At 67.7% G+C, this 23,360-nt stretch carries 23 protein-coding genes; 7 read left to right on the top strand and 16 right to left on the bottom strand.

Features of this window, described 5'->3' with window-relative positions; genetic code table 11:
• Positions 1–55: 55 nt before the first annotated feature.
• The 3 genes from ABD231_RS15820 to ABD231_RS15810 form a co-directional block, all read right to left on the bottom strand.
• Positions 56–910: an ABC transporter permease gene (locus tag ABD231_RS15820; protein WP_344151445.1), complete on the bottom strand. Its 855-nt coding sequence runs from the start codon at positions 908–910 to the stop codon at positions 56–58.
• Positions 907–1,884, bottom strand: a complete 978-nt coding sequence (locus ABD231_RS15815) for an ATP-binding cassette domain-containing protein (protein ID WP_344151442.1) — start codon at positions 1,882–1,884, stop codon at positions 907–909. The genes ABD231_RS15820 and ABD231_RS15815 overlap by 4 nt, the downstream gene beginning before the upstream one ends.
• An 89-nt stretch (positions 1,885–1,973) precedes the next feature.
• Positions 1,974–2,867, bottom strand: coding sequence for an acyl-CoA carboxylase subunit epsilon (locus ABD231_RS15810; RefSeq protein ID WP_344151439.1), 894 nt, complete (start codon positions 2,865–2,867; stop codon positions 1,974–1,976).
• Positions 2,868–3,164: 297 nt separating this feature from the next.
• Here ABD231_RS15810 and ABD231_RS15805 point away from each other — a divergent pair, with 297 nt between their 5' ends.
• The 3 genes from ABD231_RS15805 to ABD231_RS15795 all read left to right on the top strand — a co-directional run bounded on the left by ABD231_RS15805 (position 3,165) and on the right by ABD231_RS15795 (position 5,265).
• A complete protein-coding gene (locus ABD231_RS15805; protein WP_344151436.1) occupies positions 3,165–3,488 on the top strand; it encodes a hypothetical protein in 324 nt (107 codons plus the stop codon).
• A gap of 215 nt (positions 3,489–3,703) precedes the next feature.
• Positions 3,704–4,255, top strand: coding sequence for a copper resistance CopC family protein (locus tag ABD231_RS15800; RefSeq protein WP_344151433.1), 552 nt, complete (start codon positions 3,704–3,706; stop codon positions 4,253–4,255).
• A 2-nt stretch (positions 4,256–4,257) separates the two neighbouring features.
• Positions 4,258–5,265: a copper resistance D family protein gene (locus ABD231_RS15795; RefSeq protein ID WP_344151431.1), complete on the top strand. Its 1,008-nt coding sequence runs from the start codon at positions 4,258–4,260 to the stop codon at positions 5,263–5,265.
• A 56-nt stretch (positions 5,266–5,321) separates the two neighbouring features.
• On the opposite strand, the gene ABD231_RS15790 is transcribed toward ABD231_RS15795, so the two are convergent.
• Complete coding sequence (locus tag ABD231_RS15790) at positions 5,322–6,821, bottom strand: MFS transporter (protein WP_344151429.1); 1,500 nt, start codon at positions 6,819–6,821, stop codon at positions 5,322–5,324.
• A gap of 88 nt (positions 6,822–6,909) precedes the next feature.
• On the opposite strand from ABD231_RS15790, the gene ABD231_RS15785 reads away from it, so the two are divergent.
• On the top strand, positions 6,910–7,341 hold the full coding sequence (locus tag ABD231_RS15785) for a MarR family winged helix-turn-helix transcriptional regulator (protein WP_344151426.1): 432 nt from the start codon (positions 6,910–6,912) through the stop codon (positions 7,339–7,341).
• Here ABD231_RS15785 and ABD231_RS15780 read toward each other — a convergent pair whose 3' ends face one another.
• From ABD231_RS15780 to ilvA, 4 genes are read right to left on the bottom strand one after another with little or no spacing between them, the layout of a single operon-like run.
• Positions 7,342–8,148 carry a carbohydrate ABC transporter permease gene (locus ABD231_RS15780; protein ID WP_344151423.1) on the bottom strand — a complete coding sequence of 269 codons (807 nt, stop codon included), beginning with the start codon at positions 8,146–8,148 and terminating at the stop codon, positions 7,342–7,344. It lies immediately after the preceding gene.
• A complete protein-coding gene (locus ABD231_RS15775; RefSeq protein WP_344151420.1) occupies positions 8,145–9,005 on the bottom strand; it encodes a carbohydrate ABC transporter permease in 861 nt (286 codons plus the stop codon). Before ABD231_RS15775 ends, ABD231_RS15780 begins: the two co-directional genes overlap by 4 nt.
• The gene (locus tag ABD231_RS15770; protein WP_344151417.1) at positions 9,002–10,315 is read right to left on the bottom strand and encodes an extracellular solute-binding protein; all 1,314 of its coding nucleotides are present in this window, start codon (positions 10,313–10,315) and stop codon (positions 9,002–9,004) included. Before ABD231_RS15770 ends, ABD231_RS15775 begins: the two co-directional genes overlap by 4 nt.
• Before the next feature lie 11 nt (positions 10,316–10,326).
• Entirely contained in the window at positions 10,327–11,529 is a 1,203-nt protein-coding gene (gene ilvA, locus ABD231_RS15765; RefSeq protein WP_344151414.1) for a threonine ammonia-lyase, read from the bottom strand.
• Positions 11,530–11,590: 61 nt separating this feature from the next.
• On the opposite strand from ilvA, the gene ABD231_RS15760 reads away from it, so the two are divergent.
• Positions 11,591–12,748 carry a phosphotransferase family protein gene (locus ABD231_RS15760; protein WP_344151411.1) on the top strand — a complete coding sequence of 386 codons (1,158 nt, stop codon included), beginning with the start codon at positions 11,591–11,593 and terminating at the stop codon, positions 12,746–12,748.
• On the opposite strand, the gene ABD231_RS15755 is transcribed toward ABD231_RS15760, so the two are convergent.
• The 6 genes from ABD231_RS15755 to ABD231_RS15730 form a co-directional block, all read right to left on the bottom strand.
• Complete coding sequence (locus ABD231_RS15755; RefSeq protein WP_344151408.1) at positions 12,729–13,475, bottom strand: hypothetical protein; 747 nt, start codon at positions 13,473–13,475, stop codon at positions 12,729–12,731. The genes ABD231_RS15760 and ABD231_RS15755 overlap by 20 nt on opposite strands.
• 73 nt (positions 13,476–13,548) lie before the next feature.
• Entirely contained in the window at positions 13,549–14,349 is an 801-nt protein-coding gene (locus tag ABD231_RS15750; protein ID WP_344151405.1) for an ABC transporter permease, read from the bottom strand.
• Entirely contained in the window at positions 14,349–15,131 is a 783-nt protein-coding gene (locus ABD231_RS15745; protein WP_344151402.1) for an ABC transporter permease, read from the bottom strand. The genes ABD231_RS15750 and ABD231_RS15745 overlap by 1 nt, the downstream gene beginning before the upstream one ends.
• Positions 15,131–16,078: an ABC transporter ATP-binding protein gene (locus ABD231_RS15740; RefSeq protein ID WP_344151399.1), complete on the bottom strand. Its 948-nt coding sequence runs from the start codon at positions 16,076–16,078 to the stop codon at positions 15,131–15,133. Before ABD231_RS15740 ends, ABD231_RS15745 begins: the two co-directional genes overlap by 1 nt.
• A gap of 56 nt (positions 16,079–16,134) precedes the next feature.
• Positions 16,135–16,860, bottom strand: coding sequence for an SDR family oxidoreductase (locus ABD231_RS15735; RefSeq protein ID WP_344151396.1), 726 nt, complete (start codon positions 16,858–16,860; stop codon positions 16,135–16,137).
• Positions 16,857–17,645: a CPBP family intramembrane glutamic endopeptidase gene (locus ABD231_RS15730; RefSeq protein WP_344151393.1), complete on the bottom strand. Its 789-nt coding sequence runs from the start codon at positions 17,643–17,645 to the stop codon at positions 16,857–16,859. The genes ABD231_RS15735 and ABD231_RS15730 overlap by 4 nt, the downstream gene beginning before the upstream one ends.
• A gap of 184 nt (positions 17,646–17,829) precedes the next feature.
• On the opposite strand from ABD231_RS15730, the gene ABD231_RS15725 reads away from it, so the two are divergent.
• Positions 17,830–18,411, top strand: a complete 582-nt coding sequence (locus tag ABD231_RS15725) for a MarR family winged helix-turn-helix transcriptional regulator (RefSeq protein WP_344151390.1) — start codon at positions 17,830–17,832, stop codon at positions 18,409–18,411.
• On the top strand, positions 18,408–20,024 hold the full coding sequence (locus ABD231_RS15720; protein WP_344151387.1) for an MDR family MFS transporter: 1,617 nt from the start codon (positions 18,408–18,410) through the stop codon (positions 20,022–20,024). Before ABD231_RS15725 ends, ABD231_RS15720 begins: the two co-directional genes overlap by 4 nt.
• Before the next feature lie 599 nt (positions 20,025–20,623).
• On the opposite strand, the gene ABD231_RS15715 is transcribed toward ABD231_RS15720, so the two are convergent.
• Together ABD231_RS15715 and ABD231_RS15710 are read right to left on the bottom strand one after the other, a co-directional pair.
• Positions 20,624–21,856, bottom strand: a complete 1,233-nt coding sequence (locus ABD231_RS15715; RefSeq protein WP_344151384.1) for an AI-2E family transporter — start codon at positions 21,854–21,856, stop codon at positions 20,624–20,626.
• Between the two features lie 33 nt (positions 21,857–21,889).
• Positions 21,890–23,254, bottom strand: a complete 1,365-nt coding sequence (locus ABD231_RS15710; protein WP_344151381.1) for a glutamate mutase L — start codon at positions 23,252–23,254, stop codon at positions 21,890–21,892.
• Positions 23,255–23,360: the final 106 nt, after the last annotated feature.

The raw sequence follows: 23,360 nt of genomic DNA, 5'->3' as shown, positions 1-23,360 counted from the left end.
CAGAGGGCCGCCGCCGGGGTGGGGCCTCGGCGGCGGCGGTTGTGCTGATGGGGGGTTAGTGGCTGGTGGCGCTTCGGTATTTGCGGACTGCTAGGGGGGCGAAGACGAGGATGATGGCCAGGCACCAGAGGAGGGAGAGGAGTACTGGGTGCTGGGCGGGGAAGCCTTCGGGGCTGGCGAAGGGGGAGGGGTTGCCGAAGAGGTGGCGGCAGGCGGCGACGATGGCCGAGATGGGGTTCCATTCGGCTACTGGTTGGAGGCCGCTGGGGAGGTTGGGGGTGGGGACGAAGGCGTTGGAGAGGAAGGTGAGGGGGAAGAGCCAGATCAGGCCGGCGGAGGCGGCGACCTCGGGGCCGCCGACGGAGAGGCCGATCAGGGCGCCGACCCAGAGCATGGCGAAGGCGAACAGGAGCAGGATGGCGAACGCCGCGAGGGCGTTGCCGAAGCCGTTGTGCCAGCGCCAGCCGACGATGAAGCCGCAGAGGACCATGACGACCATCACGAAGGTGTTGAAGACGAGGTCACCGACGACCCGGCCGGCGATCACCCCGGACCTTGCCATCGGCAACGAACGGAAGCGGTCGATGAGGCCCTTCGACATGTCGTCGGCGAGGCCGACGCTGGCCGACGCGACGGCGAAGGCCATCGTCTGCGCGAAGATTCCGGACATCAGGAACTCCCGGTAGGCCCGGGCGCCGGGGAAGCCCGGGATCGGAATCGCGTTGCCGAAGACGTAGGCGAACAGCAGCACGAACATGATCGGCTGGATGGTCGCGTAGATCAGCATGTCCGGGGTTCGCGGGATGCGCTTCAGACTGCGCCAGGCCAGTACGCCGGCATCGGACAGCGCGCGGTTGAGCGGATTCACCCGCGGCGGATTCACGTGCTCGGGGCCGGTCGTCGTACTCATGCCTGGTCCTTCTGCTCGGCCTCGTGCCCGGTCAGGGTGAGGAAGACGTCGTCCAGGGTCGGCCGCCGCAGGCCGATGTCGGCGATCCGGATCCCGGCGGCGTCGAGGGTGCGGATCACCTCGACCAGCGCGCTGGATCCACCCGGGGCCGGCAGGGTCATCCGCCGGCTGTGCTGCTCGAGCGTGGTCGCCTCGGGGTCGGTCACCTCGAGAGCCGCGGTCAGCAACTCGAGCGCCCGGTAGGTCTCGTCGGCGTCGTGTACGACGACCTCGATCCGCTCCCCACCGACCTTCGCCTTGAGCTCGTCGGCAGTACCGCGGGCGATCACCGAACCGTGGTCGACGACCACGATGCTGTCGGCCAGCTCGTCGGCCTCTTCCAGGTACTGCGTCGTCAGCAGGATCGTCACGCCCTCGCTGACCCGGTCGCGGATGATCTTCCACAGGTCAAGCCGCGACCGCGGGTCCAGCCCGGTCGTCGGCTCGTCCAGGAACAGCACCTTCGGATGAGCAATCAGCGAACCGGCCAGGTCGAGCCGCCGCCGCATACCGCCGGAGTACGTCTTCAGCGTCCGGTCGGCGGCCTCAGTCAGGTCGAAGGTCTCGAGCAGCTCTTCGGCCCGCTGTTTCGCCTGCCGGCTGTCGAGCCGGTAGAGCCGGCCGAACATCCACAGGTTCTCCCGGCCGGTGAGCAGCTCGTCAACCGCCGCATACTGCCCCGACAACCCGACCAGCGAACGCACCGTGTCCGCCTCTTTGACCACGTCATGCCCGAGCACGCGGGCCGACCCCGCATCCGGCTGCATCAGCGTGGTGAGCACGCGCACCGCGGTGGTCTTCCCCGCGCCGTTGGGCCCGAGCAGCCCGAGGACCGTCCCCTCGGGCGCCTCGAGATCGATCCCGTCGAGCGCCTTCACGACGTTCTTCCGGGTCCGGAAAGTCTTCACGAGGCCGGTGGCCTCGATGGCTGGCATCCGCACGTCCCCCTTCTGGATGTGACGCAGGCCACCATCCTGGCGGAGACCGCCGACATTTTTCGACTGTTTAACGCCCAGCGGCGAAACTAGTCGGCGCTGATCTGGGCACTGCCGACCAGGACCTCGACATCGAGGCCCGCGCGACCGCGGCCGATCTCCACGTCCTTGGACTGGCCGGAGACGGCACCGGTCCAGTTGACCCGGCCCAGCTGGGCTTCGGTGTGGACATGTACGTCGGAGCCTCGGCGGAGGTTGACCGTGGCCATTCCGGACTCGACGCGCACCCGGGACCGGCCCTTGGTGATCTGGCCGTCGACGGTGACCGAGCCGGCCTGGACGAGTACGTCGATCGGGCCTTCGACGTCGACCACCTTCGCCGTACCGGCGGTGACGCGGACTCGGCTGAGACCGTAGACGCGTTCGGAGTTGACGCTGCCGCCGGTGACCTCGACCTCGACGTCGAGGTTGGGGTTGACCCGGATCTGCAGCTCTTTGGCGAGGCCGTTGACGTGGGCCTTCAGGTCGGTGGGGTTGCGGAGCATGCTGAAGCCGTCGATGGAGACGCCCATGTCGCCCTCGCTGTTGATCGCGAGGGTGTCGCCGTCCCGCTTGATCACATGCGGGCCGTCGACCGCGACGCCGGTGACGGCGGGCTCGCCGATCAGCCGGACGCGGCGTCCGATCGCCCGGATCGTCACCCGTTGGACGCCGGACGGGATCGGCATCGTGCTGTGCTCGATCTCCTCCTCGACCTCCACCTTGGGCTCGGGCTCGTCGACCACACTGGCCGGAGCCGGCGGCACCGGGGCGTCCACCGCGTCGGCCCACGCCGACGGGGACGGGGTCGCGTCAGCAACCGGAGCCTCGGTGGCCCGGAGTGCGGAGATCAGGGTCGTGGCCTCTTCCGGTGACAGGTGTCCCTTGGCCACCCGATCCAGGATGTCCTTGACCCGCCCGTCGTACCCGCTCTCATCGCTCATGCCAACAGTCCAGCACCTCAAGAGGCCGAAACCAATCGGGGATCGCCCCCAACCACCGCCCGGCACACCCTGAACATCTCACCGGCCCGCCCGGAAATGCCCAATGGTGTGAGCTTGACGAAGCAGCATCCATATCATTCCGTGAGCAAAAAACTACGAATTGCTTGTCATTCGGGTACCGGACTCAATACATTCATTTCAAGCACCGATTCGACTGGCCATCGGCGATGCTGAAACACCATTCACCGGTCAATGGCGACCGACTCTTGCCCTCCCGAAGCCCTAGGAGAATTCGTCATGCCCAACCTCAGGACCCGCCTGATCACCCTCCCGCTGGCGAGCGTCGCACTGGCCGTCGGCGCCGCTGCCGCAGCTGCCACCACCGCGTCGGCGCACGACCACCCGACCCCGATCGCCAACGTCGGTACCGCGGCCGCCTACGCCACCAACCAGGTCCAGCTGCACGTGGACGACGAGGCGCTCGGCCTCTACCCGGCGCTCGCAAACCCCTTGGGCTACACGACAAGCCACGTGGTCCCGGTCGGCATCAACGTCGCGTCGCTCACCCTCACCGGTCACAAGTCCGTCGACGACGGCACCGGTCACGGGCACGACCACTGACGTAGCAGCACCCCGATCACCCGTGGCCGCGGACCCTCCTCCGCGACCACGGGTGATCCGCATCTGGCGCCGGTTCAACCTCACACACCAACGGTAACAATGAGAGGTTTCCGGAGCATTTCCAAGACCCGCGGAATTGTTACAGCACAATGACCGGTGCCCATTTTCGGAATTCTGCAATTCACCCCCGCTATTTCTCCGACAGGAGGATCCGGATGTCCTCGCCCATGACTTCCTGGCTGGCCGCCCTCGCCCTCACCGTCACCCTGATCGCCGCGCCCACGCTCCCCGCGGCCGCGCACAGCAAGCTGACCGCCAGTACGCCGGCCAACGGCGCCCGGCTGTCCGCCACGCCCGGCTCGCTCAGCTTCACGTTCGACCAGAAGCTGCAGCCGGTCCCCAGCTGGGACGCTGTCCTCGTCACCGGGCCGGACGGCACCCGGCACCCGGCCCGATCGGTGCGGATCGAGGGTGACACCCTCTACGCGACCTGCGACCGCCTCGGCGCGGCCGGCGCCTATGCGATCAGCTACCGGGTCATCTCCGGCGACGGCCATCCGATCGCCGGCCACATCACGATCAACCTCGCGCGCTCCGACACCGGTTCACCGGTCGCCGCCATGTCGCTGCCCACCGGCGGCGTCCCTGCCTGGATCTGGATCCTCGAGCTCGTGACGGCCCTCCTGCTGCTGCAGGGATTCCGCCGGTGGCGGTCCGAGCAAGGCAGACCGATCACGCAGACCCGCCTCGAACCCACCAGGGACTAGCGATGGATCTCGCCATCCCGAACGTCAAGGCACGACGTCCGGCGGTCGTCGCGGCCATCACGATCGCCGGCGTGACCGCTCTGGTGTGCGCGATCATCGTGACCCGGCCTGCCCCCGAACCGGCCATGGCCACGGCCGGCCCAGGCATCCTCTACATGACCCCGCTCGCCCGCCTGGTCACGAACGGGGCGGCCATCCTCGCAGCAGGCGCCGTACTGCTGCTGTTGCTACTCGGTGCCCAGGGCAGAGATCGGTACGACGTCATCGCCGCCCGCGCCCGGGTCATCGGGGTCGCGGCCGGCATCGCCTGGATCACCGCGACCACGACGACGTGGTGGCTCCAGGCTGCGGCGATCTCGCAGTCCGGTTCGATGATGCCGTTCGCGGGGCTGGCGTCGTACCCGCTCGATGTCAGTTCGGGCGCGGCACTCGTCCTGACTGTGCTCGCTGCGATCGGCTGCACGACGACCATCGCAGCACGCCGCCCGGCGCTCGGTCTCGGCTGTGCGTTGGTCGGACTGGTCGCCGTACCAGTCACAGGGCACGCATCGCAGAGTCACGCGGCCTGGCTGACCACACCGGCTATCACTGCCCACATGTGCGCGGTCAGCCTGTGGGTCGGCGGACTCGCATTGGTGACGCTGCTGGTGGCAAACAACCGGTCCGCACTCGCACTGGTCCTGCCACGCTTCTCGACCGTGGCTGGTGGTGCGATCGCCACGGTCGCAGTCACCGGCGTACTGCTCGCAGGACCGCGCCTGACGGGCGACCTGACCCCACACCCGTCCGTACTCATTCACGCACTACTCGAGACGCCAGCGGGCTGGCTGGTGCTCGGCAAGCTGGTAGGTCTGATAATCCTGGCCGCAACAGGTGGTGCGATCAGGCAGATTCTCCTACCGGCAGTCCAACGCCAGGAGACCGTCGCACTCGCCACACTGGCGACTGTCGAGCTCACAGTGATGGCTGTGACCATCGCACTGGCCACCGTCCTGGCCAGGCCCCTGTAAACAAAACCGTGCGGGCCCCGGGGAGTAGCCCAGGGCCCGCACGTTTCATATGTGACTCAGGCGGCCGGAGTCATCTCCTTGTCCGCCAGTTCTTTCTGTACGGCGGTCAGTTCGGCCGCCTCGGTCTCTTCGAGCGCCCGGCGACGGCTGAGGCCGCGCAGACCGGTCAGGGCGATGATCAGGCCGAGGACGGCCACACCGGTGACGACCGCGAGACCCGGCTTGTACGCCGAGAGCATCCCGGCCGGCGCGGTCACGCCGACCGACTGGCTGCTGATCACCGCGGTGACGCTGGCGAGGACCACTGCGCCACCGACCTGGGTCGACGTGTTGAACAGACCCGACGCGAGCCCCTGCTCGTCGTCGGCCACGCCGGACACGGCCTGGATGTTCAGCGCCGGGAAGCCGATCGCGAAGCCGATGCCGATCAGCATGATGCTCGGGAAGATCGTCGAGAAGTACGCCGACTCCGGGCCGATCCGCAGGCTGAGTCCGTAGCCGATGACGAACAGCGCCATCGCGCCGATGATCATCTTGTCGGTACCGATCCGGTCGGCGATCTTGCCGGCGTTCGGGGACAGGCTGATGACCAGCAGGCCGGCCGGCAGGAACGCCAGCGCGGTCTCTAGCGACGACCAGCCGAGCAGGTTCTGCAGGTACAGGGTGCCGATGAACTGGAAGGCGACGTACGCGCCGAAGACCGTGAGGCCGGCCAGGTTCGCCCGGCGCAGCGAGCCGCTGCGCAGGATGCCGAGGCGGACCAGCGGGTGCTTGGAGCGCTGCTCGATCACGACGAAGGCAGTCAGCAGGACGGCCGCCAGCACGAACATCCCGATGGTCTGGAACGAGACCCAACCAGCGTGCTCGGCGCCGACGACGGCGTACACGAGGGACAGCATTCCGGCGGTCACGGTGACTGCACCGGGGACGTCGTACCCGCCGGAGACCTCTTCGCGCGGGCTGTTCGGGATCAGCTTGATCGCGAACAGGAGCACGATCAGGGCGACCGGGCCAGGCATCAGGAAGGTCCAGCGCCAGCCGATCTCGGTCAGCGCGCCACCGAGGATCAGGCCCATCGAGAAGCCGCTGGCGGCGCAGGTGGTGAAGATCGAGAGCGCGCGGTTACGGTCCGGGCCCTCGTGGAAGGTGGTGGTGATGATGGAGAGCGCGGCCGGCGCAGTGAAGGCGGCGGCGACTCCCTTCACGAACCGCGCGGCGATGAGCAGTTCGGGGTTCGTGGCCAGCGAGCTGAGCATCGAGACCACGGCGAAGACGGCCAGGGCGACCAGGAAGACCCGGCGCCGGCCCAGCAGATCGGCGGTCCGGCCGCCGAGGAGCAGCAGGCCGCCGTACCCGAGCACGTAGCCGGTCACGACCCACTGGAGCGAGGAGAGGGAGACGCCCAGATCGGCGCCGATGGACGGCAGGGACATGCCGACCATGGAGACGTCCAGGCCGTCGAGGAAGATCACGCCGCAGACCACCAGGAGGGCGCCCCAGAGTCGGGCGTCCCAGGTCATCCGTGCAGGCGGTGTGGTGTGCGTTGTCTGTGTCACGAGAAGAGACTATTGCATGCACGTGCATCTAATGTCCAGGCATTAAATGCATTTGCATAGATTGCACACGCATGCTATGGTCGCCTCCATGACCGCTACGAAGGTCAGCGCTGAGACTGGTGAGATCAGCGCCGATGTCCGCGCCTGGCGCGAGCTGCTCGCTCGCCACGCCGATATCACCTGCGCACTCGACCGCGCGCTGCAAGCCGGTCACTCGCTCGGCATGAGTGAGTACGAGGTGCTCGAGCGTCTTGCCGAGCTGCCGAACCACTCCGCGAAGATCGCGGTCGTGGCGAAGTCGGTCCATCTGAGCCAGAGCGCGCTGTCCCGCGTGATCGCCCGGCTGGAGACCGACGGTCTGGTCACGCGCGACGTCTGCACCCAGGATCGCCGCGCGGTCATCGTCTGCCTGACCGACGAAGGTCTGCTGCGTCAGCACGAGGCCCGCTCCACCCAGCGTGAGGTGCTCGCCGAGCGACTGCACGCCCCGCTGGTCAAGAGCTGCGAACCCGCGGACTGATCACTCCCTGACGGCGCCTTCCAGCATGCCGGCGATGAAGTGGCGTTGGAGGAAGGCGTAGACGAGGACTACCGGCGTACCGACGATGACGGCGCCGGCCGCTAGCAGCGTGAAGCCGGACGTGTATTGGCCGGAGAAGAAGGCCAGGCCCAGCGGCGCCGTCCGCAGAGACTCCGAAGTCACCATCACCAGCGGGATCAGGAACTCGTTCCAGGTCCACATGAAGACCAGCACGATCAGCGTCACCAGGGCCGGACGGGCCGGTGGGACGAGGATCAGCCAGAGCGTCCGCCAATGACCGGCGCCGTCGAGCCGGGCCGCTTCCACGAGTGAACGCGACGATGAGCGGAAGTACGCCCGCATCCAGAAGGTGCCGAAGGCAACGGATTGCGCGACCTGCGGCAGCACGACCGCCCAGAACGTGTCGGTCAGGCCGAGGGTGCGGAGATCGAAGTACAGCGGTACGACGATCGCCTCGGTCGGCATCATGATGCCGATCAGGAACAGGTAGAAGAGTACTGAAGACCCCCGGAACCGCATGGTCCCGAAGGCGTAACCGGACAGGATCGAGAACAGCACACTGACCACCACGACGGTCACCGACACCGCGACGCTCATCCGCAGATAGGTGCCGAAGTGGCCGATCTCCCAAGCCTTGCCGAAGTTGCCGAACCCGCTCGATCCGCTGCCCGCATCGTCGGTGCCGAGCGCGGCACCGACGATCGTCACGATTGGCCCGAGAGCGAACAACCCGAAGACGATCAGCAGCGTGTAGTTGCCGATCCGCTCCCCCAGCGACGCCCTCATGCGGTGCCCCGATCAGCGAGCCGGTTGACCCCGAGCGTGATCAGGAAGATCAACGCCGTCAGGCACACCCCGATCGCCGCGGCCGAACCGACCTGGCCGAGCTCGAAGGCCCGGTGATACACCTCGTACGACGGCACGGTGGTCGACGTACCGGGTCCTCCGCTCGTGGTCACGTACACCAGGTCGAACGTCCGCAACGCCGCGATCACGGTCAACGTCACCGCGACCGCGAGCTCTCCCCGAAGTGCGGGTAGAACGACCGCGAAGAACTCGGCCACCGGCCCAGCCCCATCAAGCCGCGCGGCCTCATACCGCTCAGCCGGGATCCGCGCCATCCCGGCCAACAGCAAGACCGTCACCAACCCGGTCTCGAACCACGTCCCGATCACTCCGACCGCCGGCAACGCGAACGTGTAGTCACCCAACCAGCCTCGAGATCCACCCAGTACGTCGTTCAGTGGGCCATCAGGCGCGTAGATGTGGCGCCAGGCAACGGCCACCACGACCATCGCGACCACCTGCGGTAGGAACACGATCGTCCGGAAGAACCCGAGCCCCCGAACCCTTGCCCGCTGCAACACCGTCGCGAGCGCCAGCCCGATCACCACCGGAAGCACCGCATAGAAGACGATCAGCACCAGCGCGTGCCCGAACGCCGCGCGCAGTCCCGCATCGCGGACCACATCCACATAGTTGCTCAGGCCAACGAACTTGCCCAGTGTGATTCCGTCCCACTGGAACAACGACAGGTGCACCGCGCGGATCAACGGGTAGAGCAGGAACGCGCCGTACACGAGCAGCGCCGGAAGGATGTACAGGTACCCGATCCGGCGCGGCTCGCCTGGCGGTGAACTCACTTGCCGGCGAACTTGCTGTAGTCGGCTTCGAGCTTGTCCAGGAACTGTGCCGGGGTGACCTTCTTCGCCAGCAGGTCCTGCAGCGCGGCGCCGATCGTGTCGTACATGGTCGGGGTCGCGTAGTCCAGGTACGGAACCAGCTCGTCTTGGGAGACCGCCGTACCGAAGCTCTTGAAGATGTCGCCGGCGAGCCCAGCCGGCGCCTGCTGCGTGGCGGTGTCGGCGATCGGCAGGTTGCCGGTCTCCGCAAGCACCTTCATCGCCTCCGGGCTGGTGATGTAGTTGATGTACGCCGCGGCCGCGTCCGGGTTCTTGGCCTTGTTCGTGATCGCGAACGGCAGGCCGGTGCCACCGGTGACGACCGGCTTGCCGGGCGGCAGCATGAAGCCGACCTTGTCGCCGAGCGCCTTCTGCAGGTCGGCCTGCAGCCAGGTGCCAGCGATCAGGAACGTGCCCTTGCCCTTGCCGAAGTCCTGCCAGGCCGGGTCGTAGCCCTGCCCGTTGAAGCCGGTGTTGAAGTAGCCGGTGTTCACCCAGGACACCAAGGTCTCGGCGGCTTTCAGATTCTCCGGCGTCTTCCACGACGCTCCCGGCCGGCCGAACGCCAGCTTGGTGATCTGATCGGCCGGGACGAACTGGCCCTGGACGGTGCCGAAGACGTGGATCGCCGGCCACTTGTCCAGGTTGCCGAGCTGCAGCGGTACGTCGCCGCCCGCCCTGGCCTTCGTCATCGCGTTCTCGAAGTCCGTCCAATCCTTCGGCGGAACCGGGACCTTCGTCTTGTTGTAGTAGAGCCCGACCACCTCACCGACCTGCGGCAGCCCGTACAGGTTCCCCTCGCCGAACGTCTTGCCGTCCGCCGAGTACCGCGAGTACTGCTGCACCGAAGCCGGGTAGCGGTCGCCCCACTTGTAGGCCTCGGCCCACTTGTCCAGCGGCACCAACTGCCCGGCCTTGACGAACTCACCCATGTCCGACCGGCCGTTGTTCGCCTGTACGACGTCCGGCGCGTCGTTGCCGGACAGCGCCAGTCGCAGCGTGGTCTTCAAGTCGTCGAACGACCGCGACACCCGCTTGATCTTGATATTCGGGTACTTCGCCTCGAAGCCCTTGATCTGCGCGGCCATCTGAGCGGCCTGCCCGCCCCGGACCTCCTGGTCCCAGACGGTCAGCTCGACCTGGCCGAGGGCGGCCGCATCCGTCTGCACCGAGCTCGGCGCGCTCGCGCCACCACTCGGGCTGTCCGATCCCGGCGTACAGGCGGCCGCGGTGAGCGCCAGCGCAACGGCCGCGATGATCGTCTTCTTCACGTTCGGGCTCCTCAGTTCAGCATGTACGTGTAGCCGTTGCCGGTCAGTCCGGCCAATACCCGCTCGCGGTGGTCCTCACCCCGCAACTCGAGTTGCAGCGCGACCTCCACCTCGTCGAGGCTCAGCGACTCCGAGATCCGCTCGTGCACGACCTCGATGATGTTGGCGTCCAGGTGGGCGAGCTGGGTCAGCAGCGTGGCCAGGCCCCCGGGGGTGTCCGGGATGCGCACCCGAAGCGACAGGTACCGACCGGCGGCCGCCATGCCGTTGCGGATCACCCGCATCAGCAGCAGCGGGTCGATGTTGCCGCCGGACAGCACCGCCACGACTGGCGGTTTGAAGGCCTTCGGATCGTCGAGTATCGCGGCCACTGCCGCGGCACCGGCTGGCTCGACTACCAGCTTGGCCCGTTCGAGAATCAGCAGGAGCGCCTTGGACAACGAACTCTCGGTCACCGTGCGGATGTCGCCGACGTACTGCTGGACCGCCTCGAACGGCACCTTGCCCGGCAGGCCGACCGCGATACCGTCGGCCATCGTGCTCATCCCGGCGAGCTGAACGGGTGCGCCCGCCTCGAGCGAGGCCGGGTACGCCGCCGCCCCGGCCGCCTGGACGCCGACGACCCCGATCGGCATGCCGTCGCGCTGCATCGCGGTCGCAATCCCGGCGACCAGACCACCGCCACCAGTCGGCACGACGACAGTCCGCACCTGCGGGCACTGTTCGACGATCTCCAACCCGGCGGTCGCCTGGCCGGCGACGATGTCGGGGTGGTCGAACGGGTGGATGAGCACCGCCCCGGTCTCCGCCTCGAACTTCAGCGCCTCGCGCAGACAGTCGTCGATCGACGTCCCGACGAAGCGGATCTCCGCGCCGTACGCGCGGGTCGCCTTCTCCTTCGGGATCGGTGCCCCTTGGGGCATGAAAACGGTCGCCTTGATGCCGAGCAGCTGCGCGGCCAGCGCGACCCCCTGCGCGTGGTTCCCGGCGCTCGCCGCGACCACCCCGCGGGACCGCTCGGCCTTGGACAGCCGCGCCATCCGCACGTAAGCACCGCGGAGCTTGAAAGAGCCGGTGCGCTGCAGGTTCTCGCACTTGAGGAACACGTCCCCACCGACCAGCTCACTGAGCCACCGCGAGTACTCCAGCGGCGTCGGCGCGACCACGTCGTGCAGCAGATCCGCGGCCCGCGCGATGTCCTTGGCATCGATCACGTCTTCACCCTACGCACGAAAAGCGCCTGCGCTCGGGAATTCGGCCAACTACCCTGCATCGATGAAGGTCACCGCGCTCGTCCAGCTCGAAATCGAGGTCCCAGGGGAGTTCTGGTTCCCCGACGTCGAACCGGTCCTGCAAGCCTTGCAGGACCAGCACGGGGTCTCGGCCTATGTGCTGAGCTGCCAGCAGGCGGAGGCAGAGCACACCACCTACGTGATGCTGCCCGCCGACTATGTGAGGTTGCCCGCCGACGCACCGGCCGCCCCGACCGCGCCCGCGTGGACTCAGGCCGGCTGGTACGCCGATGCCCTGCCCTGGATAGACGAGCACCTCCCGGCTCCGCGGACCGGTCCCCCGGTTCAGGTGCGTGTCTGGGGTCTGTCGAACGTGCTGCGCATTCCCACGACCGAGGGGCTGGTCTACTTCAAGGCGCATGCCCACTCCAGCACGCTGCCGCCAGCTGAGCTCCCGCTGCTGTTCGCGCACGAGCCGCAGCTGCTGACGGCACTCGAGGGTGCGGTGCCGCGGCCACTCGCAGTCGACGAGAAGCGTGTCTGGATGCTTCTACCCGATCTCGGTGCGCCGCTGGCCGCTCAGTCGGACATCTCGGTCTGGATCGAGGCTGTTCGGAGTCATGCACGACTGCAGCGCTCGTACGTCGGCCGCGCGGACCACCTGCTCGACATCAGCTGCGTCGACCGGCGACTCGCCGTACTGGATGCGGAGCTGGATCAGTTGCTCGGCGACAACCCGGCGACCGCCCGCCTGGAGCCGCACGAGCGGGACGAGTTGGCGGCGCGTCGTCCGGAGTTGCGTTCGGCAATCGCCGAGCTGGCGGCGATCGGCGTACCGGAGACGTTGCTGCACGGCGATCTGCATCCGCGGAACATCGCGGTGCGCGACGGGCAGGTGCTCGCGTTCGACTGGACGGATGCGGCGCTCTCGCATCCGTTCCTGGACATGGTGACGTTCGTCGAGAAGCGGTCACCGCTGTCGATGGACGACCGCGTGCGGGACGCCTACCTCGAGGAGTGGACCGAGTACGCGCCGATGGCCGACCTGCGTCGTGCGCTCGAGCTCGCCCATCAGCTCGGCGCGCTGCATCAGGTGATGACGTCTCTGCACCTGATGCACAACGTCACCGGGCCGGATCGGGAGTCCATGACGCGGGGTGCGTTCTGGTGGCTGCGACTCGTCAACGGCACAGTACGTTGAGGTGGTTCCGCATGACCCGGCGTACTGGTGGATCGAGGTGCCGGTCCCACGCCGGGTAGCGCTCATTGCGGAGGAACGCGTAGTAGGCCAGTGCCTCGGCGAGCGCGGTCTCACGGAGGTAGCCGCGGGCGAGCGGTTGCTTGCCACGTCCGTTCGGACGCGGGCGTCGCTCGTACGCCGCGTTGGCCGTGAAGATGCCGAGTCCGTAGAACACCGTGATGAGGTCGGTCAGCGATTCGTGGTCCGGGCGGTGCGCGAACGTGATCCGGCCGGTCCCGAGCAGCAGCTCATGTCCGACCTCATGTGCGTAGATTGCGGTGAGCGCGACCGGATCGGTGGCCAGGCTCGGTGACAGATGAATCTCGTTCCCTGCCGCTGCCCGCACCCATCGCCCAGTCGACTCGCGCACGGTCCCGACCCGATGCCGCCGCACCCCATCGACCAGTCCAAAGCTCAACGCACACTGCCCCGGCTTGAGCCCCATCTGCTCCGCAACCCGCGCGCACACGTCCTCGGCCGCTTCTAGCGAACCGTCGTACCCGGCCGGTATGACATCGCTCGGCACCACGATCGGCCGCAACAGCACCTCCCGCCCGAACTCCCCCACCAGCCAGTCCATCGACGACCGGATCCACCGCCGTCGCCCACCGGCCAACCGCTCCTGCGGCAATTTCAGCCGGGCCCGTAATTGCTGCCCCCGCCGCAACGCTCCGATCGGATTCCTCACCCGGCGCATCATGCCTGTACGACGTCGCCCCAAACCTGTTCGTTCCGATCCGTAGCAATCCCCTTACATCCGGTTACTTCAGCAGGAGGGTGCCGAGGCGGCGGGAGGCGATGTACATACCGGTGGCGCCCATGGCGGTGAGGTAGGCGGCGTTCAGGAGGAGAGACCAGCCGACGGTGCCGGTAGTGAGGGCGCGTTCGAGGTGGACGCCTTGGTAGAGCGGGGTGATCTCGACGAGCCAGCGGATCGCACCCGGGTAGGTCTCGATCGGGTAGAAGGTCGCGGAGAACAGGAACATCGGGATCGTCGCCAGCTGGACGAACTCGAAGTCCTGCCAGCTGCGCATGAACGTGGTCAGCGCCATCCCGGCGCCGGCGAACGCGAAGCCGATCAGCACCGAGGCCGGTAGCGCGACGAGCGCCCACCAGGACTCCACCAGGCCAAGCGCGAGCATCACCAGCACGAACATGGCCGAGTAGCAGGCGCCGCGCAGCAGGGCCCAGGTCACCTCGCCGGTGGCGATGTCCCACGGCCGCATCGGCGTGGCCAGCATCGAGTCGTACAGCTTCGCGTACTTCATCCGGAAGAAGATGTTGTACGTCGAATCGAAGATCGCACCGTTCATCGCGGAACTGGCGAGCATCGCCGGGGCCACGAAGGCGGCGTACCCGATCGTGGTTCCGTCGGCCAGCGTGAAGTCGCCGACCAGTTGGGCGACGCCGATGCCGATCGACAGCAGGTAGAAGACGGGTTCGGTGAAGCCGGACAGGAAGACGACCCAGGATCGCCGATAGAGCAGGAAGTTGCGCTCGACGATGTGCCGGCCGCCGAGCCGGAGCGGGACCGGGACGACCCGGGCAGCGATGGTCGCCATCAGCCGATCAACTTCCTCGTGAAGCCGCGGATGGCGAGCTTGGTGCCGATCACGAACCAGGCCAGCAGATACGCGAGATTGAGTAGCACGAGCCAGGGGTGAATCGTGCCGAGACTCAGATCGCGGGACAGCTGAACGCCGTGCCACAGCGGACTCAGGTAGGCCAGCCACTCGATCCAGTTCGGCAGTTGCGAGACCGGGAAGAACGCGCCGGAGAACAGGAACGCCGGAACCACGCCGAACCGGAACACCATCGCCAGACCGGCATCGTTGTCCAGTCCGCTCGCAAAGGCGACCACGGGCGCCGCGGCCGCCATACCGACCAGGACCACGACCGGCAACGCGACCACACCGAGCGGCGAATGCAACCCGCCGAACACAGCGATGACGCCGAGGAACACGATGCAGGTGCTCGCGGTCCGGAAGGCGATGAAGGCCAGCTGCCCATAGACGACATCCGCCGGTCTCAGCGGCGTCGCGATCATTGAGTGGTAGAACTTCTGCCACTTCAGCCCGCTCAGCACCGGGTACGTCGATTCACCCACGGCGATCTGCAGTGCGGTCGAGGCCAGCAGGCCCGGCGCGATGAACTGCAGGTAGCTCACGCCACCCAGCGCGGCTGTGCCCTTGGTATCGACGAACGAGCCGAGGCCGACCCCCATCGCGGCGAGGTAGAGCGCCGGCAGCACGAAGCTGCCGATCAGCGTGCCCTTCCAGGTCCGTTTGTAGACCGTCAGCCAGTAGTCGTACTGACGGCGACCGTTCTCCAGCGCGACAGACATCAGTCCACCAACGTCCGGCCGGTGAGTCGCAGGAACACATCCTCGAGCGTTGAGCGCCGTACCAGCACTGCCGCGGGGCTCAGGCCACGCTCGTGTACTGCGGCCACCGCGCGCTCACCGTCATCCGTGTACAGCAGGAGCCGGTCCGGCAGCACCTCGATCCGCTGGGCCAGATCGGAGACCTTCCCGGCCAACGCGTCGTGATCGGACATCATCACCTCGGGCCCGAACCGCAGCTCGGTCACCTCACGGGTCGAGTAGTCCCGGATCAGCTCGGCCGGCGACCCCTCGGCCGCGATCAGGCCGCCGTCCATCACGACCAGCCGGTCGCACAGCTGCTCGGCCTCATCCATATAGTGCGTGGTGATGATGAGCGTGACACCGGCCTGCTTGAGCCGGAACAGCTTGTCCCACAACAGATGCCGGGCCTGCGGGTCGAGACCGGTGGTCGGCTCGTCGAGCAGCAGCAGGTCCGGTTTGCTGACCAGCGACCGGGCGATCGTCAGCCGCCGCTTCATCCCACCGGACAACTCGTCGACCTTGACCTTGGCCTTCTCGTTCAGCGAGACGAACTCGAGCAGCTCGTCGGCCCGCTCACGGCACTCGGGTCGACTGAGGCCGAAGTACCGGCCGTAGATGGTCAGGTTCTCCCGGACGGACAGCTCGGTGTCGAGGGTGTCGTCCTGCGGGCAGACCCCGAGCCGCGCCCGGATCGCCGGTCCCTCGGTGGCCGGGTCCATCCCGAGGATCCGCAGCGTGCCGCCACTGGTCGGCGAGACCGCGCCGATCATCCGCATCGTCGACGACTTGCCGGCCCCATTCGGCCCCAGGAAGCCGAAGGCCTCACCCCGCCACACGTCCAGGTCGATCCCGCGCACCGCCTCGAAGTCGCCGTACGACTTCTTCAGGCCGCGCACATGAACCAAGGACTCCCGCTGTTCATCCACACTGGTGACACTAAACCGAGTCACCGACAGTTTTCTTGTCGATTTGAGCAGTCGGCCTAGCCCCGCCCGGCGTACGGCATGCCCGCCGCCATCACCATCAGATGCGGTACGGCGACCGACGTCGGCAACTGCGCGATCTGCACCACGAAGTCCGCCACGATCTTCGGATCGAACGTCGGCTCGACCGCGATCGACCCGTCCGGTTGGAGCGCACCCTGTTCCATCCGCTCGGTCATCGCGGTGGCCGCGTTGCCGATGTCGATCTGGCAGGCCGTGATCCCGTGCGGCCGACCATCGAGTTCGAGTTGCTTGGTCAGCCCGGTGATCGCGTGTTTGCTGGCGGTGTAGGCGATGCTCTGCGGTCGCGGTACGTGCGCGGAGATCGAGCCGTTGTTGATGATCCGCCCACCCTTCGGGTCCTGCTCGAGCATCCGCGCGAACGCCGCCTGCGCACACAGGAACGAACCGGTCAGGTTGGTGTCGATCACCCGCCGCCAGTCCTCCTCCGACACATCCGGTACGGCGGCCGCAGGCGCCCCGGTCCCAGCGTTGTTCACCAGCACGTCGATCCGGTCCAGCTCACCGAAGAACCGTCGTACGGCGGGACCGTCGTTCACGTCGAGTACGCCGTACCCCTTGACCTTGCCGATCGCGACGGTGTCCCGCAGGCTCGCCTCGGTCCGACCGGTCACCAGCACGTCGTACCCGGCCGCAGCCAGTGCCAGCGCCATCTCCCGCCCGAGCCCGGACCCACCACCCGTCACCACTGCCACCTGATTCATGCAGGCAAGGTACGCCGCCAGTACCAACCAGCGGCACCCGCCACGGCGGTCACCACAACCAGCTCCAGCCAGACCGCATTGCCCAGCGGCGGGATCAGCTCTGTCGACAGGTTCCACGCTGCATGCATGAGGATCGCCGCCGGCACCCCACCCCGGAGCCGCTCAGTCACGAACAGCATCAGGAAGGTTAGCGGGAACAGCTCCAGGAAAAACACGAGTGCCTCCTGCGTGAACAGCCCGTCCTCCTGCTGACCAGTGCCGGTCAGGAAGTACAGCGGCACATGCCACAGCCCCCATGCCGCCCCCAGTACGGCGGTGGTCGCCAACGGACCGAAGTACTGGCGCAGCCGCGGCTGCACGTACCCCCGCCAGCCGAACTCCTCCGCCACCGGACCAGCCAGGAACGTGTAGACAGCCGCTCCAATCAGTCCACCAGCCCCAGCGATCACCGACTCCGCATGCCCCGGCAGCTCGGACAGGTTCCCGACCAGCGCAGTGGTGACCAGTGGCGCGGCCGCCCCCAGTACGACGGCCGCGACTGGCCAGCCTGGTGACCAGCGAACGCCAGGCCGCCGTTCCCGATGCCAGAGCCACATCACCAGGGCGGCCAGCGAGGGACCGGACGCGGCCAGCGCGAACACCAGCTGCCCCGCCCCCTCGTCGGGCCGCATGCCCGACACCCCCATCAGCAGCCACGGCAACCAGCTCAGCGCCACGCAAATGACGCCGTACTCAGCCAGTCGGCGTCTGGTCATCGTCTTGTTCTCCACCGCGCTCGTCGACACCTGACCAGCGTGGCGGCCACGCTCCGTAGCGACCAGGGCGCTGAACCACCCTCCATGGTGGTGCCAGACCTACCTCGACTCCATTCCGTGACTGGATCAGCACAATGGATAAATGAGTGGCTCCTCACTCGTTGGTAACGGAAACTATTTGCGTGCGTAATACAACTATGTATATGCTTGCAGCATGCAAGTAAACGACGCGTACACCCCGCAGACCCCGATCGAGGGCGTCATGCACGCGTTCACCCGGATCGGCCGCCGGCTGAAGGCCAAGCAGCCCGGCGACACGATCGACCACAGCGCCCACATCGCGCTGTTCGCGCTGCGTTGCAGCGGCGCCCTGCGCCTGTCCGAGCTGGCCGCCCGGATGGAGCTGGACGCGTCGACCACGAGCCGGCACGTCCGCGCGCTGGAGCAGCTCGGCCTGGTCCGCCGCTCCCCCGACCCCGCCGACGGCCGCGCCTTCCGCGTCGAGCTGACCGAGCAGGGCATCGCGCAGTGGGAGGACAACGCCCGCCGCCGGATGGAGCTGCTCAGCACCGCGCTGGAGGGCTGGTCCGAGGACGACATCGAGACCTTCGGACGGTTGATGACCCGGTTCGCCGACGCCGTCACCGCCCGCACCGAGCCCTCGCCGCAGCTGGCCTGGGCCGACAAGGGCTGGGCCGCCATGCAGGCCGCCCGCCGTACCCAAGACTCCGCGCCCGGCGTCGACGACGACGCCGCCCGCGAGAACACCGAGAAGAACCTGGAGAGCACCACATGAGCACCACCGAGCCCGCCACTGCCGGCGGCGCACCCGCTTCAGGGCCGGGTGACAGCCCGCAGTACCTGTCCCACAAGCAGATCCTCGTCGTTCTCGGCGGCCTGATGGCCGGCATGTTCCTGGCCGCACTCGACCAGAGCATCGTCGGGACCGCGCTGCCGCAGATCGTCAGTGAGTTCAACAGCCTGGACAAACTGTCCTGGGTGGTCACGGCGTACCTGCTGACCTCGACCGCCTCCACCCCGCTGTGGGGCAAGATCTCCGACCTCTACGGCCGCCGCCCGCTGTTCATCGCGGCGATCGTCACCTTCCTCGGCGGTTCCGTGCTGGCCGCCCTGTCGCAGAACATCGAGATGCTGATCGGCTTCCGGGCCGTCCAGGGTCTCGGCGCCGGCGGCCTGATGTCGCTCGCGTTCGCCACCATCGGCGACGTGATCCCGCCGCGGGAACGCGGTAAGTACATGGGCTACTTCGGTGCCGTCTTCGGCCTGTCCTCGGTCGCCGGTCCGCTGCTCGGCGGTCTGCTCACCGACGGTCCCGGCTGGCGCTGGATCTTCTGGATCAACCTGCCGATCGGCCTGGTCGCCCTGGGCATCGTCGCCGCCGTACTGCGGCTGCCGCACGTGAAGCGCTCGCACAAGATCGACTACGTCGGCGCCGCCGTCGTCACCGCGGCCGTCACCACCCTGCTGCTGGCCATCTCCTGGAGCGGCCCGACCAACGGCTGGGGTACGGCGACCACGATCGCCCTGCTCGTCGCCTCGGTCGTCCTCGCCGTCGCCTTCGTCTTCGTCGAACTGCGAGTCGCCGAACCGATCATCCCGATGGACCTGTTCAAGGGCCGCATCTTCTCCGGGTACGCCGGTTTCGCGTTCCTGCTCGGTGTCGCGATGTTCGGCGCGCTGATCTTCCTGCCGCTGTACCTGCAGGCCGTCAAGGACATGTCCCCGACCCGCTCGGGCCTGGCACTGCTCCCGATGATCGTCGGCATCTTCTCCGCCTCGATCCCGAGCGGCCAGCTGATGAGCAAGACCGGCCGCTACAAGATCTACCCGATCATCTCCGCGATCCTGGTCAGCACCGCGATGCTGCTGCTCTCCACGCTGAGCATGACCACGCCGTACTGGCACCTGGCCATCTACATGTTCATCATGGGCTCCGGCCTCGGCCTGTCGATGCAGATCACCGTCACCGCCGCGCAGAACAGCGTCCCCCGCCAGCACATGGGAACCGCGACCTCGACGATGACCTTCTTCCGCTCGATGGGTGGCGCCATCGGTACCGCGGTCTTCGGCGCCGTCCTGACCAGCCGCCTCACCGACCACCTCACCACCCTGGTCCCGAACGCGGCCCCCGGCATGATCGAGAAGCTCACCCAAGCAGCCAACAGCGTCCCGATGCTGCACGCCCTCCAAGAGCCGATGAAGGGCTGGGCCCTGCACGGCCTGGTCGACGCCATGGGCGACGTCTTCCTCGTCTCCCTGCCGTTCCTCGCGATCGCCCTCGTCCTGGCGATCATCACCCCGGAACAGCGCCTGGCCGGCCGCACCGACGGCCCCAAGTCCGACGACGACGCCTCCCTGGAAGCCTCCGCCGCCGCCTCAATGCACTAACCCCACCACCCCGACGACCGGCCCCCTCCCGAGGCGGCCGGTCGTCGCACATCCCGGACTCGGTAACTTTGGTGCGATATATGAGAAAAAGTTACCGACCCGAGCACTAGGCGCCATTTCTGACGGCAAGGGTTAGCTCGGCGGCCTCGTCCCCGGACGGCAACCAAAGCCCCGTCAGCCCCAGCCAACCCGAGCGTGGTCGCGACCTCTTCTCGCACGGCAACCAAAGCCCGTCAGCCCCAAGCGACGTGAGCCTCGGTAGCCGGTCTCGCCATCCCGCCCAGCCACCGCGTCGCCCAGCCACACTTCTTTTAGTCGGCCGCACCGGCGAGCAACCACCCACGGACGTCTGCGGCCGAGGCCGGCGCCTACTCGACCGCTAGCGGCCGACAAATCAAGAGGGCGAGCGAGTAGATGGCTGAGCCGGTTGGCGAGGTCGGCTACCGCGGCTCACGTCGCCTCGGGCTGACGGGCTGTGGCTTGGGCGCGGACCCCAGCCACTCACCAACTCCGCTCGACCTGTCCGCCGCACGCTCATGCGGGCCGCCGTCGGGGCCGAACTTGGAGGTTGGTGAGTGGGGGCGGTCCGCCGTGGGCGGTTAGGCCTCGATCGGTGGGGTTTCCGGGGTGGGTTTGGTGGGTCTTCGTCTGGGGAGGGGGCGGGGTGGTTCGGGGTCTACGTCGTTGCCGGCCAGGTGGTTGACGATGGTGTTGAGGACGGCGGCGGTCGGTACGGCGACCAGGGCGCCGACGATGCCGGCGATCACGACTCCGGTGGCGATGGCGAGGATGACGGCCAGCGGGTGGACGCTGACGGCACGGCCGAGCAGGAACGGTTGCAGGACGTGCGCCTCGAGTTGCTGGACGCCGATCACGACCGCCAGCATGACGATCGCGACGATCGGGCCCTTGGCGACCAGCGCGACGAGGACCGCGACGATGCCGCTGATCAGTGCACCGACGACCGGGATGAACGCACCGACGAAGACCAGGATGCCGATCGCGCTCACCAGCGGTAGACCGAGGATGGCCGCGCCGAGCGAGATCCCGACCGCGTCTACCGCGGCGACGATGATCGTGGCGCGGACGAAGGCGGTCAGCGAGACCCACGCCTTGCGGCCGGACGAGTCGGCCTTCTCACGCGCTTGACGTGGGAAGAGGCGGACCAGCCAGGCCCAGATCCGGTCACCCTGGTAGAGGAAGAAGAACAAGCAGAACAAGGAAATGAACAGCCCGGCGACCACGTGGGTGGCCGTCGTACCGACCTCGGCTGCGCGTTGGCCGAGTGCGCCGCCAGACGTGATCGCGTCCTGCAGTTGCTTGAAGGCGTCGGTGATGTCTTTGTCGGTCAGCCCGAAGTTGAGGCGGGCGAGTTCGCGCAGCTTCTGCACACCTTCGCCGACCTGGGTCGACAGACTCTCGAACTGCCCGGCGATCTGCGTCCCGACCAGGGTCAGCAGCCCGGCGACCAGCACGATCGTCGCGATCACGGTCACCCCGGCCGCCGCGCCGCGCGGGAAGCGCAGCTTCTGCAGGCCGTTGGTGACCGGCACGAGCAAGGCGGTCAGCAGGATGCCGACAGTCACCGGTACGACGACCTCGGACAGGTACTGCATCCCGTACCCGATCACGGCCACCGCGGCCACGATCACCAGGAACCGCCACGCCCACGCACTCGCGATCTGCATCCCCGGCGTCACCCCGGTATCGACCCGCCCGCGACTCGACGTCGCCACCACGTGATCGTCAGGTACCACCGTGTCGGCGGTCTCCTCGACCACCTCGTTGTCGGCGACCGGACTTTCGTCCTTCGCCTTACCGTCCTCGCTCATCAGACCCCTCCGCCGCTGTGCTTCCTGATGAGCCTAGTGCCCGGTGCGAACCGTTCCATGAATGTGAGCGGCGAGGCCCTCCGCTGCCTTCGGATCGGTGTCGGCGAGGAGACCGACACCGGCGAGCACGTAGTCCTTGTCGACGCAGACCTGAGCGCGCTCGGGAACCAGCCAGCCCTCCTCCTGAGCGTTGGCCCCGACCGACCCCAGGATCCGCGCAGCCACCTCCGGCCCGTTGTGCCGCAGTACGCCGCCCGACCCGACGAGCAGTTCGACCTCGCGCAGGTCCTTCCCGGACCGCTCGATCACCCGGCCGCCGGGACCGAACACGATCCGCTGCCGACCCGCGTGCCGACGCAACGCCACGGTCGCGGCCACGGTGGCCAGGACCTCGTCGTACTGCGACTCGGCCGGCGAATCAGGCAGGTACGCCGGATCGTCGTGCCGCCGGGCGGCCGCCGTACGGAGGGCTTCGTCGTCACCGACCAACCCAGCTTCGATGCCTGAGGCAACGACCGGTACGGCGCTCCAGCGCATCCCGAGGTCACCTTCGACCGTCCGGGTAACGGGGTGGGTGGCGACCACCTCGCGACCGAGATTCGCGTCCTCGGGGTCGAGCTCGATAACCGAATGCACGTCGGTGGTCGCGCCGCCGATGTCCACGACCGCGACATCCCCGTGCATTCCGGCCAGCACTTCGACACCCCGCAGTACGACGTCCGGTGTGGCCGCGCGCACCATCCGGGCGAACGCGGGATCGCGGGACAGGTTCTTGCCGCCGATCACGTGGGCGAGGAACATCTCGCGGATCGCGGCCCGCGCACTGTCCGGCGCGAACACCCCGATCTCGGGGACGACGTTGTCCGCCAGCACATGCGGAACGTCAGCGAGGATCTCGGCGATCTCGGCCTGCGCGTCAACGTTGCCGGCGACAACGACCGGTCGCCGCCACTTGTAGGTGGCCAGCGTCTTGGCGGCCTTCAGCAGTACGGCGGAGTTGCCGCCATCGGTGCCGCCGGACAGCAGCACGACATCCGGCCGATCCTTGCGCAGCTCTTTGAGCGATGTCGGCGACAGCCCGCCGCTCACCACCGCAACCACGCGCCCACCACTGGACAACGCAACCCGCTTGCCCGCCTCCGCGGTCACCAGCTCTTCGTTGCCGACAACCCCGATCCGCAGCCCACCACCCGCACTGGAACAAGCCAGCACCTCGGCCCGCTCCACCCCCCGATCAACCGCCAGCAACCCAGCCCGGCAAGCCAGCCACCCATCCATCACATCGGTGTCGATCGTCGTCCGATGCTCAGCCCGAGCCACCAACGCACCCGACCCCGCATCAACCGCAACCGCCTTGGTAAACGTCGACCCAAAGTCAACCGCCACCACCAGCCCCACCGAACCCACCCCCACTCACCAACACCCCGCCCGCTCATCACACCCGCCACTCCCCCCACCGCTCAGGGCGTCGCCATCTGATGGGTTCCCCCACGAGGTTGTGGGT

The sequence above is a fragment of the Kribbella yunnanensis genome, assembly GCF_039529655.1.
GTDB classification, from domain to species: Bacteria; Actinomycetota; Actinomycetes; order Propionibacteriales; family Kribbellaceae; genus Kribbella; species Kribbella yunnanensis.
The sequence above is the reverse complement of the archived record's forward strand: the minus strand, read 5'-3'. Positions and strand labels throughout refer to the sequence as shown.